Source organism: Brevundimonas sp. DW-iso22 (assembly GCF_058725425.1).
In genome coordinates this window covers 632,781-646,972 of sequence record NZ_JBZXEB010000002.1, presented here as the reverse complement: position 1 = coordinate 646,972, position 14,192 = coordinate 632,781, and the positions used below count along the sequence as shown (strand labels likewise).

Here is a 14,192-nt window from a genome sequence, read left to right as displayed (position 1 = left end):
TAGTACGTCAGGCAAGAGACAGACCGGACAACAATCGTCAGTCATTCGCTCAGAACGCCTCCGCCGGCAGCGCCATCAGCACGTCCGCGCCGGTCTTCATCTTTGTCAAATGGGCATGGGCGTCGGGCAGGATGCGTTCGACGAAATAGCGGCCGGTGGCGATCTTGTTGGCATAGAAGGGATCGTCGGAACCGGCGTCGATCTTGGCCTGGGCGGCCTTGGCCATCTGGGCCCAGAGGTAGGCCAGGGCCGTGATGCCGAACAGGTTCAGGTAATCGGTCGAAGCGGCGCCGGCATTGTCGGGATTGGCCATGCCGTTCTGCATCAGCCACATGGTCGCTTCCTGCAGCTTCTTCTTGGCATCGGCCAGACCCTCGACGAACGGCTGGACGGGGCCTTCGCCGCCATTTTCAGCCACGAAGGCGTCGATGTCGGCGAACCAGCTCATGATCGCACGACCGCCCTGCGACGGCAGTTTGCGGCCGACCAGGTCCAGCGCCTGAATGCCGTTGGTGCCTTCGTAGATCATGGTGATCCGCGCATCGCGCAGATACTGCGAGGCCTGGAAATGCTCGGTATAGCCGGACCCGCCGTGGACCTGCATGGCCAGGCTGGCGACGTGGAAGCCCTTGTCGGTCAGATAGGCCTTCAGCACCGGGGTGATCAGGCCCATGTAGTCATTGGCCTTCTGCGCTTCGGCGGCGTCTTCGGAGCGTTGCAGGTCGGCCTGGAGTGCGGTCCACAGAATGAAGGCCTGGCCCCCTTCGACGAAGGCCTTGGCCTCCATCAGCATGCGGCGCACGTCGGGGTGGACCATGATGCTGTCGGCGGGGCCGTCGGGGTTCTTTGGTCCAGTCAGGCTGCGGCCTTGCAGGCGGTCCTTGGCGAACTCGACGGCGGCCTGATAGGCGGCGTCGCCGATGGCCAGGCCTTGCAGGCCGGTGCCCAGGCGGGCCTCGTTCATGACCACGAACATGTTGTTCATGCCCCGGCCTTCCTCGCCGATCAGCCAGCCGGTGGCCTCGTCATATTGCATGACGGCCGTGGCGTTGCCGTGGATGCCCATCTTGTGCTCCAGGCCCGCGCACATCAGGCTGTTGCGCTCACCCAGGCTGCCGTCGTCGTTGACCATGACCTTGGGCACCAGGAACAGCGACAGGCCCTTGATCCCGGCGGGCGCACCTTCGACGCGGGCCAGGACGGTGTGGATGATGTTGTCGGTGAAGTCGTGCTCGCCGGCCGAGATCCAGATCTTCTGGCCGGTGATCTTGTAGGTGCCATCACCCTGCGGGACCGCCTTGGTCCGCACCATGCCCAGATCCGTGCCGCACTGGGGCTCGGTCAGGTTCATCGTGCCGCCCCACTCGCCGGTGGCCATTTTGGGCAGGTATTTGGTCTTTAGCTCTTCCGAGGCGTTGGCATGGATGCCGGCATAGGCCCCGGCGGTCAGGCCCGGATACATGGAGAAGGCGGCGGAGGCGGCGGCGGTGAACTGACCGAAGGCCATCGACACCACGGCGGGCATGCCCTGTCCGCCATAGGCCGGATCGGCGGCCAGCGCCGGCCAGCCAGCCTCGACCATGGCCTTGTAGGCCTCCTTCCAGCCCTTGGGACCGGTGACCACGCCATTGTCCCAATGGCAGCCTTCCTTGTCGCCCGAGTGGTTGATCGGGGCGATGACTTCCTCGGCGAATTTGGCCCCTTCTTCCAGGATCTGACCGACCAGATCGGACGAGACGTCGGCAAAGCCGGGCTGGTTGGCGTAGCGATCGATCTCCAGAACCTCGTTCAGGATGAAGGTCAGGTCGCGGACGGGGGCCTTGTAAGCCATGGGTCAGGCTCTCGCTTTGAAGGGGTGAAAGGTGTGGTCGGGGTTCATGCGGGCCTGAAGCAGGCTGGCATATTCTTCGGCACCGGGCAGCAGGTCGGGACGGTATTCGCCCAGCTTGCGCTCCATGACAGCGCAGGCTTCCTCGGCGGTCTCGATAGCGGCATCCAGGTCTTCGCGCTGCTGTTTCAGGGCGGCGATCTGGGCGCGGTGGCGACGCAGCGCCACGGCCATCTGATGGGTGTTGTGATCGTCATGATCGTAGAGATCGAGCATCTGCTGGATCTCGACCAGGGAAAAGCCGATGCGGCGTCCGCGCAGGATCAGCTTCAGCCGGGCGCGGTCGCGGGCGTCATAGACGCGGGTCTGGCCCTTGCGCGCAGGGGTAAGCAGGCCCTTGTCTTCGTAGAAACGCAGGGCCCTGGCCGTCGCGCCGAACTCTCGGCACAACTGGCGGATGGAGTAGGTGCGATGATCGTCGGCGGTCGCCATGGGCAACGTCATAACTTGACGTGCACGTAAAGGGAAGCCTTGGCGCGCTCAGGATGGTAGGGATGCGACAATGGCCCGCAAACACGTCAACGATGCCGGTACCGCCAAGCGCGATCTGCCCAGCAAGGTATGCGCGGTCTGCGGCCTGCCGTTTAGCTGGCGGCGCAAATGGGCGCGCGACTGGGACCAAGTGAAGGTCTGCTCGGACCGATGCCGCGCGGCGAAGCCGAAGGCCTAGCGGACCTCGCGGCCCCGGAACCACAGCACCGGCACGGTCATGGCGATCAGGATGGCATTGGTGATGGCCGGTCCGGCTTCCAGACCCAAGGCATGGACAACCAGCATGATGGTTTCCAGCGCCAGCAGGCCTGCGGCGGCGGTCAGCATCAGCGGACGGCCGTGCTTCCAGGACACGACCGGGGCCAGCAGCAGGATGGCCAGCACGATCTCGGCGACACCCAGGCCGCGCACCATGTTGGCGGGCATCAGGGCGGGCCAGCTCATCAGCTGGACCAGATTGGTCATCGGCTCGGTCAGCTTGGCATAGCCGGCGGCGGCGAAGAACATCGCCAGCCAGCCCTGCAGCGTCCACAGGGTGAGGTTGCGATAGCTCGCGAACAGGCGCGAACGTGCGGGGGTCAGAACCTGAGAGGTCATGTGATTATACGCCGGGGAGGGCGCTCGCTTCTTGATTGGTAACAGTCGCGATATCGGATTGAGCCCACCGGTTCGCAAGGGTCTTATAGCTGCGCTTGTGCGATTTGTCATCAGCAGATGACATCAGCTGATGACTTATTGTTTCGGGCGGCGGAAATGCCACACGGACCTGGCGGTCAGAGGCGTGACTGGCGGGCCTGTTCGATCCGATCCAGCTTGGCGTACAGAGCTGACCAGTCGTCACGATCGGCGATGTCGGCCCAAATCGTCTCGACCTCGTCGATCAGCATCTCTTCCGGCTCGGGCTGGGCGAAGACGGGGTGTTCCAGACGTTCGGGTCGGTCCGGCGTGTGTTCGAACAGAGCAAAGCGGAAGGCGTCAAAGGCTTCGCCCTGGTACAGCTTGCCGCGCGGCCCGCCGAGCGCCCGGGCCGAAGAGGCGAAGCCGGCGAACCAGTCGTGGAACAGTGGCTCCCAGCGCAGGGCCTCGCCGCCCTCCTTGAGCAGGGCCAGGGTCGCGTCCAGTAGCCGCTGGTCCGCCGCCTCGCCGAGGCTGAGCACGCCGAGGCGGGACAGGAAGGCCGCGCGCAGTTCGCGGATATAGGCGGGACCAAAGCCATTAAGGGCGTCGGTCAGGGGTTCGGCCTCGGCGACCAGTTTCAGCGCGCCGCCCAACTGGGTCAGAGCCCAGAACACGGCTTCGGGCTGGCGGGCGAAGGCATACAGGCCGGTCTGGTCGAAATAGGCGGCGGTGAACTCGGGCTGGTATGAGGGCAGGAAGCGCCACGGGCCGTAGTCGAAGCTTTCGCCCGTGACGTTCAGATTGTCGGTGTTCAGGACGCCGTGAACGAAGCCTGCCGCGACCCACCGCGCCGCCAGCCGGGCCGAGGCCTGAACGACGGCAGCATAGAAGGCCGGGGTGTCTCCCGCCGTGACGCCGGGATGGTAGAGAGCGCGCGCATGCTCGACCAGGGTCTCGACCAGGTCCGGCCGGTTCAGATAGGCCGCTCGCTGGAAGGTGCCGAACCGGATGTGGCTGTGCGACAGTCGCACCAGGACGGCGGACCGGGTCGGTGACGGCTCGTCACCGCGCTCCAGCGCCTCGCCCGTTTCGACCAGCGACAGGGCGCGACTGGTGGGCACGCCTTGCGCCTCCAGCATGGCGGCGGCCAGTACCTCGCGCATGCCGCCCTTCAGCGTCAGTCGCCCATCACCGCCTCGCGACCAGGGGGTAATGCCCGAGCCTTTGGTGCCGAGGTCGAGCAATCTCTGTTCTGGGGCGCTATCGTTCGCGACGCGATCGCTCTCTGCTGGAGCGCAGGATGTTTCGCGCATCTGGGCCGCCAGGAACCCGCGTCCGTCGCCAAGGTCGGCATTGTAGTGACGGAACTGGTGGCCGTGATAGCGCATGGCGATGGGGCCGGGCTGGCCGGGCAGGGGCTCGAACCGCCCGAAATGGGTGATCCATGCGGCATCGGTCAGTGTGTCCAGCCCGACCGTCGCAGCGGCCCGGTCGTTGCGAATACGCAGAATCGTTTGCGGAAAATCCGCCGGCTTCACGGCATCGCCAAACTCATCGCCTAGGGCAAAGAATTGTGGATCAGGGCGATAGGCGGACGAAACGGGCATCAGGCGCAGATGCGACCTGTATCCGTCCTGCGCAACCGTCCGTGGCCCGGATCGTACCCGAACCTGTGCTGCAGGGGCGTCTGCTTGGTGTCGATGCAGTTCCAGATCGGGCGGACGCTACTGTTGCGGGCGCGATCACGCCGGGATCCCCGGAGGGCGACGCAAGAAAGTGGTCGTCGCAGATGCGGATACTGAGGTCAGTCAGGCGAATATTGACCTAAGGTCATCGTTTTTTGTCGCTTTTGCGTCACAGTTTGGCGTCTCGGACGGTTGAAATGTGTCGTGATGTTGTGCGGCTCCTTGTCGCTGACTCTGGCTTGCCTTACCCAAAAGGTTGGACTTTCCGCGCTCCATCAGAAGAGGGCGGTCCAAGGGATCAGGAAACGCCGCGGTGACCGCTCAATGCGGGGCCCCGGCATAACGTCGGGGAAGCCATATGCGCCTTACCAATCTGCTTCGTTCCACAGCCTCGGTCGCCGTCGTCGGTGCCGTGGCCTTCGGCTTCGCCGGTGTCGCTTCGGCCCAGTCCGTGCCGCAGGACGGCCCTACCACCATCGACGACATCATCGTCACCGCCCAGAAGCGCGAACAGAACCTTCAGGACGTGCCGATCGTGGTCACCAGCCTGTCAGCCGAAACGCTGCAGGACGCGGGTGTGCGCGACATCAAGGACCTGCAGATCCTGACGCCGGGCCTGACCGTCACCTCGACGTCTTCGGAAGCTTCAACGACTGCGCGCATCCGTGGCGTCGGGACGGTGGGCGACAATCCTGGCTTGGAAAGCTCTGTCGGTGTCGTCATCGACGGCGTCTATCGCTCGCGTAACTCGGTTGGCTTCGGCGATCTGGGCGAGCTGAGCCGCATCGAGGTTCTGAAGGGACCGCAAGGCACCCTGTTCGGCAAGAACACCTCGGCCGGCGTCATCAACATCATCTCGGAAGCGCCCTCTTTCACGCCGGGCTTCAACGCCGAAATCGGCGTCGGCAACTATGGAGCGATGAATGCCTCGGGTTCGGTGACCGGCCCTATCAGCGATCAGCTGGCCTTCCGCGTGTATGCAGGTCGTCGTGTTCGTGATGGCTTTATGAATATCGACGTAGGTGACGGACCGCGTCCCGAGACTGACGACAACAACCAGGATTTTTCGACTGTCCGCGGCCAACTGCTCTGGCTGCCCAACGATAACACCTCCTTCCGCCTGATTGCCGACTACTCCAGCCGCGACGAGTATTGCTGCGTAGGCACCCAGATCCGGACCGGTCCAACCTATCCGTTCGTCGATGGTCTTTCGAACGGCACGGGCCAGCGTCCGCCCGCGACGGGCTTTGGACCCCTGCCGTTCTCGCGTACCGGCTACGCAAACCGCTCCAGCGGCCAGGAAGTCGAGGACAAGGGCGTGTCGCTTGAAGCCAACTTCGACATGCCGTCGCTGTTCGGCGGTGCCACCCTGACGTCGGTTACGTCGTGGCGTAAATGGACGTCGTCGCTGGGTCAGGATGTAGACTACACGGGCGCTGACCTGCTGTACCGCGTACAGGATGGCGATTATGGTTATTCCGTCGAGAACCTCACCCAGGAGTTCCGTCTCGCTGGCCAGACCGATCGATTCGACTGGCTGGTCGGCGTGTTTGCCACCAAGGAGGACATCGGTCGTACCGACAGCTACTACTTTGGCTCGGACTATACCCCCTACCTCTCGTTTATTCTCAGCGCGGCCTTAAACCGTGCCAACCCCGCGCTGCCGGTCAGCCCCAATGATATTGGCTGCTTCACCGCTGTGGGTCAGACGCCCGCTGGTCTGGGCGGCTGCCTGGCTACGGGCGGAGCGGCCGGCGGTGGTGGCATCGGCTTCATCACCGGCCAGGGCGTCGAGGACAACTACGATCAGGAATCGACCTCGATCGCACTGTTCACCAACAACAGCTGGCACGTCACCGACGCCTTCGACATCACCCTGGGCCTTCGGTACACCATGGATGACAAGAGCCTCGACGCGCAGCAGCGCAATGTGAACGGAAACGGCAACACCTGTAATGCCACTCTGGCCAACGCAGCATCGATCGGTGCCGTTCTGGGAGCGAGCGCACCGACGATCATTGGCAACATCTGCCTGCCGTGGGCCAATTCGGCCTACAATAACCGCGACATTTCGGAGAGCTTCGACGATACCGAATTGAGCGGTACCATCAAGGCAGCCTATCGCCTGAATGAGTCAGTTCTGGCCTATGTATCCTATGCTCGTGGCTACAAGAGCTTTGGCTATAACCTAGATCGCGTGCAGTCGGGCATCACCCCCTCCGCTTCGCTGCTCTTCGATTCCGAAGTCGTGGACAGCTACGAAGCTGGCGTGAAGATGACGCTGCTGGATCGTACCCTGCTGCTGAACGCCACCTACTTCGACCAGACGTTCGAGAACTTCCAGCTCAACACCTTCCTGGGTACCGCCTTCGTGGTGGAATCCATTCCTGAGCTGACCTCGCGCGGCGTCGATGCCGATTTCGTGTGGTTCTCGCCGGTCGAAGGTTTGAGCTTCCAGGGTGGTGTCACCTACACGGACGCCAAGTACGGCAACTTCACCGCCGCAGATCTGACTGCTCCGGGTAACTTCCCGCAACTGTCGCTGCTCCCGGGCGCACGCGCTTCGTTCGCTCCGGAATGGTCAGGTACTCTGTCGATCAATTACGATCGGAACCTGGGCAATGGCCTGCGCGGCGGGTTCAGCCTGGCCGGCAAGTATGTGACCGACTACAACACCGGCTCCGATCTTCTGCCCTACAAGCAGCAAGATGGCTTTGCTACCGTCAATGGTCGCATCATGCTGGGCACCGAGGACGAGCGTTGGACGGCCGAGTTCTGGGTCCAGAACCTGACCGACGAAGAGTATGTCCAGGTCGCGTACAACGCTCCGCTGCAAGGCTCGGCATTCCAGACCACGATCCAGCCTAACGGGACCTTCTATAACCCGGCGCTGGACACCCAGACCTATGATGCGTTCCTGGGTGCACCGCGGACCTACGGCGCGACCTTGCGCTTCAAATACTGATCCCGCCGGATTACGAGGAACAAGCTGGGCCGATCGGGAAACCGGTCGGCCCTTTTTGCTTCGCGGATGACGCAGCGCACCGGAGGCACCTGAGCGACTAGGCCGCCATTATTGGTCTTTGAAGGCCGCATCCCACCAGAGAAAGGCCCGCCGGTCTGACCGGCGGGCCTTGCAGTTCTTGGTCCGGAACGCTCTTGGCCTATTCGGCCGGCTGTGCTGTCGGCGCGCCAGTGCTGACCTTGCGCTGGCCCGCGAACATCCGGCCCAGGCGTCTACGGCCCCAACCCGCGACGTCATCCACGATGGTGAAGATGGCCGGGATATAGAGCAGCGAAAGGAAGGTCGAGGAGATCAACCCGCCGACCACGGCTATGGCCATGGGCTGGCGAAACTCGACATCAGCACCCCAGCCGATGGCGACAGGCAGCATGCCCGCGCCCATGGCGAAGGTGGTCATCAGGATGGGGCGTGCCCGCTTGTGTGCGGCATCCAGGATGGCCTCATGACGGGTCATGCCATCCTTCTCGGCGATGATCACATAGTCGACCAGCAGGATGGAGTTCTTGGCTGCGATCCCCATCAGCATCAGCACCCCGATCAGCGAGGAGATCGAGAAACTGGACCCGCCCAGCAGCAGGGCCAGGAAGGCCCCTCCGATGGCGAGTGGAAGGGCCGCCATGATGGTAATCGGATAGGCGAAGCTTTTGAACAGCAGGACCAGAACGGCATACATGAGCAGAATGCCGGTCAGGAAGGCGATGGAAAAGCCGGAGACCATCTCCTGAATGAACTCTTCGTCGCCGGCGGCGACCTGACGAACGCCCTCGGGCAGATTCTGTACGGACGGCAGTTCCAGGACCGCAGCCGAGGCCTCGCCAGACCGTATGCCGTTCAGTTCTGCAGTGATTGAGGCGATGCGTGAGCGATCCTGGCGCAGGACCTGTGACGGTCCGGAGCCGAACTGAATGTCCGCTACCGCACTGAGGGGAACTGTCGCGCCTGAAGCGGTGGGAACGCGAAGGTTCTCAATAACCGACAGGTCCTCTCGTGCCTCCGGGCTGAGAAGAATCCGGATTGGAATCTGACGATCGCCGAGATTGAATTTGGCCAGGGCCTGGTCAACGTCGCCGAGAGTAGCGACGCGCACGGCCTGGCTGATCGCCTGGGCCGAGACACCCGCCAATGCCGCCTGATCGGGTCGGGGTGTGACCACGATCTCGGGTCGGGCGATGGCAGCTGTATTGATGACGTTGGCCAGGCCAGGCACGCCGCGCATCTCGGTTTCAACCGCTCGGGCAGCATTGGCCAGTGTCTCCGGGTCGTCGCCCAGGAGGGCGAAGGTATAGGTGGTGCCGTCGCTGGGCCCACCGCCCGCGATGACGACGCCGGCCCCGATGCGGGCCCCTGGAATGGACTTCCAGCCGTCAACCATTTCGCGGGCGAAGGCCTGCTGGCTGAGGTCACGATCGCCCTTGCCCACCATGTCGGCATAGACGGTGGCCTGATTGACGTCCTGGCCGCCGATCGCGGCATAGACGGACACCACCTCGTCGCGGGCCTGAAGATCGCGGGTCAGGCGCTGAACGATAGCGTCCGTTTCACGCAGGGTCGATCCGGGTGGGGTCTCGATCGAGAAGGCCGCACGGCCTTGATCGCCGGAGGGCTGGAACTCAAACGGCACCCGCGTGGCGATGAAGCCTGAAAACAGGAACAGTCCGATGCCCATGGCGAACACCTTCCAGCGGTTCCCCAGGCACCACTTCAGCATCTTGAGATAGCGCGGCATCCACGACGGGTCGCGGTCTTCGTGGTTGGTGTGACGCAGCAGATAGGCCGCCATCAGTGGCGTCAGCGTCCGCGCGACCACCAGCGAGAAGGCCACCGAGATACAGGCCGCCAGGGCAAAGGCCTTGAAGAACTGCCCGATGATGCCGGGCATGAATCCGACGGGAGCGAAGACCGCGATGATGGTGGCCGTGGTGGCCACGACGGCCAGACCGATCTCGTCGGCCGCCTCCATCGACGCGTCATAGGGCGATTTCCCGTCCCGCATGTGCCGGACGATGTTCTCGATCTCCACGATGGCGTCATCGACCAGAATGCCGATGGTCAGCGACAGGGCCAGCAGGGTGACCACGTTCAGCGACTGGTTCAGTGGCTCCAGAATCAGGAAGGTGGGGATCAGCGACAACGGCATGGCCGTGGCCGCGATCAGGGTCGCCCGCCAGTCCCGCAGGAAAATGAAGACCACGACCACGGCCAGGGCCGCACCCAGCAGCAGGGCTTCCAGCGAGGCGAGGTAGCTCTCCTCGATATATTCCACGCTGGCCGTGACCTGTTCGATCTCCAGCTGGGGGTTGGCCTCGTCCAGTTCGGCGACGCGTTCGCGCACGCGCTCGGCGACCTGAACCTCCGACGCCTCACGCGACCGCAGGAAGCTGAAGGTGACGGCCTCCTGACCGTTGAGACGCGCCAGACGGCGTGGCTCGGTCCAGCTGTCGCTGACGGTGCCCAGTTGATCCAGGCGGATGGTTCGGCCACCCGACAGGGGAATCAGCGTCCCGGCCAGCTGGTCCACCGAACCGGCCGAGCCCAGGGTGCGAATGGCCCGCTCGGAGCCCGCCACGGTCACACGGCCGCCCGGCAGGTTGTTGTTGACCGCGGTCAGGGCCTGACTGACCTGGGCCGCCGTGACGCCGTAGGCACCAAGACGGCTGGGATCGAGTTCGACCCTGATCTCGCGATCCACGCCCCCGGAGCGATTGACCTCTCCGACGCCGGGAATAGCCAGAAGCTCTCGAGCAGCCGTATTGTCGATGAACCAGCTGATCTGCTCCGGGCTCATGGAACCCGAGCGAACGACATAGGTGATCAGGGCGTCGCCGGTGATGTCGATACGCGCGACCGTCGGCTCCTGCATGTCCTGAGGCAGGTCGGCGCGCAGTTGGCTGACTGCGTTTCGGGTATCGTTTGTCGCGCGCTCGACGTCGGTTTCCAGCTCGAACTGGACCGTGGTGATCGAGACGCCGTCCAGGATCTGGGAGCTGATCTGGCGCACGCCCGATTGGCCGGCCAGGGCGTCCTCGATCAGGCGGGTGACTTGTGTTTCCATCTCGGCCGGGGCTGCGCCGGGGCGTGCGGCTGTGATCGAGACCAGCGGGAAGGCGATGTCTGGGTTGTTGTTGATCCGCATCCCCATAAAGCCGACGATCCCGCCGACGGTCAGCAGGATGAACATCAGGATGATCGGGATGGGGTTCTTGATCGACCAGGACGAAATGTTGTTCATGACGTCACTTCCGAGCAGGCGCGGTCGTCTGTTGAGCCGGGGCGGCAGGACGTTGGGCGGCCTGGACGGTCACACGGTCCCCTTCATTCAGGAAGCCCGCGCCTGACACAACGATACGCGCGCCCGGCTGGACATTGGCCACGGCAGTTCGATCTGCGGAACGATTGACGACCGTCACGGGAATGAAGCGGACCGTGTTATTGGTCTGCAGGATGAACACGCCTGCGCGGTTGTCGCGGTACAGCACCGAGGCGGTGGGCACGGTCACCCCGGGTTGGGAGCCGACGTCGATCCGGGCGCTCGCAAACATGCCGGGCTTGAGCCCGCTGTTGGACGCCAGGGCGATGCGGGCGATGCCCAGCCGGGTCTCGGGATTGACTTCGGACGTCACGATGCGGACCGTCCCGCTGGTTTCGCCGGCCTGATCAGATGTAATTGCGGCCGTCATACCGGCCCGGATAAGGGGCAGGTCGGTCTCCGGCACCTGGGCATCCAGCTCCAGACGTCCGTCGCGGACCATGCGGAACAGCTCGGTGCCCGCGGCGACGATCTGGCCGCGGGTCACACTGCGGCTGATGATGAGGCCGGACACGGGCGCGCGTATGGTCGCCTGGCTGAGCTGGGTCTGGGATTGCGCCAGGGTGGCGCGGGCCTGGGCCACTCCGGCCTGTGAGCTGCGCTGGTTGGCCAGGGCCGTGTCCAGCGAGGCCTGGCTGAGGAAGCCGCGGTCCTTCAACTGCTGGGCGCGATCCAGGGCCGCGTCGTCACGGGCGGCATTGGCCTGGGCCGTCTGGAGAGCAGCCTGCTGCTGGCGCACGGCAGCCGAAAGGAGCGCGGTATTCAACTGCACCAGGGGCTGGCCCTGGCGCACATAGCTGCCTTCATCGACCAGGACGGCCGTGGCGACCAGTCCGCCGGTCTCGGCCCCGATCGGCACTTCTTCCCAGGCCGAAACGCTGCCCGACGCGGTCACGACGCGAGGCAAGGCGGTTTCGGTGGCGGTGGCGACGGTCACGGTCTGGCTGGACGCCCCGGCCCCGTCCTTCTTTTCGGCCTCGCCATGTCCGCCGCAGGCGGCGACAGTCAGTCCGAGGGCTACGACAAGGCCCAGGGCGCGGAGGGTTTGGGTTGAGCGCACGAGAAATCCCCTGAGATGCGGCATTGGGAGCCCGCAGCCCGTGTAGAAACAGAAGGCTTAAGTCATCAAGCGTTGATTACCCTGTTCATGGGCCGATCTCAAACGCTGACGCACACTCTTACAGCGAAGTAATCCGCAAGGCGGGATGGCGGCGGACGCCGTGCCGCTTTGGCGAACGGCACAGGCCGTGCTAACCGCGCCCCAGCATGACGACACCTCCTATCGACCGAATCCGCAACTTCTCCGTGGTGGCTCATATCGACCACGGCAAATCGACCCTTTCCGACCGCCTGATCCAGGTGACCGGCGGCCTGACGGCGCGCGAGATGTCGTCGCAAGTCCTTGATAACATGGACATCGAGAAGGAGCGGGGGATCACGATCAAGGCGCAGACGGTGCGCCTCAACTATCGGGCCCAGGATGGGCTGGACTACGTCCTGAACCTGATGGACACGCCGGGGCATGTGGACTTTGCCTATGAGGTCAGCCGGTCGCTGGCGGCGTGCGAGGGCAGTCTGCTGGTGGTCGATGCGTCGCAGGGGGTCGAGGCCCAGACCTTGGCCAACGTCTATCAGGCCATCGACAACAACCACGAGATCGTGCCGGTCCTGAACAAGATCGACCTGCCGGCGGCAGAGCCCGAGCGCGTGCGCCAGCAGATCGAGGACGTCATCGGCATCGACGCCAGCGACGCCGTCATGTGCAGCGCCAAGTCCGGCATCGGCATCGAGGATGTGCTGGAGGCCATCGTCACCCGCCTGCCGGCGCCCAAGGGCGACCCCAATGCGCCGCTGAAGGCCCTGCTGGTCGACGCCTGGTACGACGCCTATCTGGGCGTGGTCGTGCTGGTGCGCGTGTTCGACGGCACGCTGAAGGCGGGCCAGCGCGTCAAGATGATGCAGAACGGCTCGACCCACCTGATCGACCGGGTCGGCGTCTTCCTGCCCAAGAACACCCCGGTCGAGAGCCTTGGGCCCGGCGAGGTCGGCTTCATCACCGCCCAGATCAAGGAGGTCGCCCACGCCGCCGTCGGCGACACCATCACGGACGAGAAGAAGCCCACGGCCGAGCCGCTGAAGGGGTTCAAGGAAGTCCAGTCCGTCGTCTTCTGCGGTCTGTTCCCCGTCGATGCCGCCGATTTCGAGGACCTGCGCGCCGCCATCGGCCGCCTGCGCCTGAACGACGCCAGCTTCACCTATGAGATGGAAAGCTCGGCCGCCCTCGGCTTCGGCTTCCGCTGCGGCTTCCTGGGTCTGCTGCATCTGGAGATCATCCAGGAGCGCCTGAGCCGCGAGTTCAACCTGGACCTGATCGCGACGGCCCCCTCGGTCGTCTACAAGATCCAGAAACGTGACGGCACAGAGATCGACCTGCACAACCCCGCCGACCTGCCCGACGTGATGCAGATCGAGACGATCAGCGAGCCCTGGATCAAGGCCACCATCCTGACCCCCGACGAATATCTGGGCGGCGTCATCAAGCTGTGTCAGGACCGCCGCGGCAGCCAGATCGAACTGTCCTACGTCGGCACCCGCGCCCTGGTGGTCTATGAGCTGCCGCTGAACGAGGTGGTCTTCGACTTCTACGACCGGCTGAAATCCATCTCCAAGGGCTATGCCTCGTTCGACTACGAGATCACGGACTACAAGGTCGGCGACCTGGTCAAGATGAGCATCCTGGTCAATGCCGAGCCGGTCGACGCCCTGTCCATGCTGGTCCACCGCGGCCGGGCCGAGACGCGCGGACGCGGCATGGTCGAGAAGATGAAGGAGCTGATCCCGCCCCACATGTTCGTCATCCCGATCCAGGCGGCCATCGGCGGCAAGATCATCGCCCGCGAAACCGTCCGCGCCCTGCGCAAGGACGTGACGTCGAAATGCTACGGCGGCGACGCCACCCGCAAGAAGAAGCTGCTGGAGAAGCAGAAGGCCGGCAAGAAGCGCATGCGCCAGTTCGGCAAGGTGGAGATCCCGCAGGAAGCGTTCATCGCCGCGCTGAAGATGGATGAGGATTGACCGCCGACCGGCGGCGGGATCATTTTGGTGACGTCACCGAAATGATCACAGTGCTGCTGAAAAGACCATTTTGCCGACTACGGGAAATTGGTTGGCGACCAT

9 protein-coding genes are annotated in these 14,192 nt (G+C 64.1%); 3 read left to right on the top strand and 6 right to left on the bottom strand.

Annotated elements, in window-relative coordinates; all coding sequences use genetic code 11:
* Window positions 1–49: 49 nt before the first annotated feature.
* Window positions 50–1,831 carry an acyl-CoA dehydrogenase C-terminal domain-containing protein gene (locus tag AC4PRM_RS03130; protein ID WP_492038749.1) on the bottom strand — a complete coding sequence of 594 codons (1,782 nt, stop codon included), beginning with the start codon at window positions 1,829–1,831 and terminating at the stop codon, window positions 50–52.
* Window positions 1,832–1,834: 3 nt separating this feature from the next.
* Window positions 1,835–2,320 (bottom strand): MerR family transcriptional regulator, encoded by a 486-nt coding sequence (locus AC4PRM_RS03125; RefSeq protein WP_373256108.1) that lies wholly within the window; start codon window positions 2,318–2,320, stop codon window positions 1,835–1,837.
* 70 nt (window positions 2,321–2,390) lie between these two features.
* Between AC4PRM_RS03125 and AC4PRM_RS03120 the strand changes: the two genes are divergently transcribed.
* Window positions 2,391–2,558, top strand: coding sequence for a DUF2256 domain-containing protein (locus tag AC4PRM_RS03120; RefSeq protein ID WP_292174362.1), 168 nt, complete (start codon window positions 2,391–2,393; stop codon window positions 2,556–2,558).
* On the opposite strand, the gene AC4PRM_RS03115 is transcribed toward AC4PRM_RS03120, so the two are convergent.
* Both AC4PRM_RS03115 and AC4PRM_RS03110 read right to left on the bottom strand, forming a co-directional pair.
* Complete coding sequence (locus tag AC4PRM_RS03115) at window positions 2,555–2,977, bottom strand: DoxX family protein (protein ID WP_487922765.1); 423 nt, start codon at window positions 2,975–2,977, stop codon at window positions 2,555–2,557. The two genes, AC4PRM_RS03120 and AC4PRM_RS03115, sit on opposite strands and share 4 nt — an antisense overlap.
* Before the next feature lie 176 nt (window positions 2,978–3,153).
* Window positions 3,154–4,605, bottom strand: a complete 1,452-nt coding sequence (locus AC4PRM_RS03110; protein ID WP_492038748.1) for a protein adenylyltransferase SelO family protein — start codon at window positions 4,603–4,605, stop codon at window positions 3,154–3,156.
* A 436-nt stretch (window positions 4,606–5,041) separates the two neighbouring features.
* On the opposite strand from AC4PRM_RS03110, the gene AC4PRM_RS03105 reads away from it, so the two are divergent.
* Entirely contained in the window at window positions 5,042–7,648 is a 2,607-nt protein-coding gene (locus AC4PRM_RS03105; protein WP_492038747.1) for a TonB-dependent receptor, read from the top strand.
* Between the two features lie 199 nt (window positions 7,649–7,847).
* On the opposite strand, the gene AC4PRM_RS03100 is transcribed toward AC4PRM_RS03105, so the two are convergent.
* Both AC4PRM_RS03100 and AC4PRM_RS03095 read right to left on the bottom strand, forming a co-directional pair.
* On the bottom strand, window positions 7,848–10,937 hold the full coding sequence (locus AC4PRM_RS03100; RefSeq protein ID WP_492038746.1) for an efflux RND transporter permease subunit: 3,090 nt from the start codon (window positions 10,935–10,937) through the stop codon (window positions 7,848–7,850).
* 4 nt (window positions 10,938–10,941) lie between these two features.
* Window positions 10,942–12,075 carry an efflux RND transporter periplasmic adaptor subunit gene (locus AC4PRM_RS03095; RefSeq protein ID WP_492038745.1) on the bottom strand — a complete coding sequence of 378 codons (1,134 nt, stop codon included), beginning with the start codon at window positions 12,073–12,075 and terminating at the stop codon, window positions 10,942–10,944.
* 206 nt (window positions 12,076–12,281) lie between these two features.
* On the opposite strand from AC4PRM_RS03095, the gene lepA reads away from it, so the two are divergent.
* Window positions 12,282–14,090, top strand: a complete 1,809-nt coding sequence (gene lepA, locus AC4PRM_RS03090; protein WP_373256097.1) for a translation elongation factor 4 — start codon at window positions 12,282–12,284, stop codon at window positions 14,088–14,090.
* Window positions 14,091–14,192: the final 102 nt, after the last annotated feature.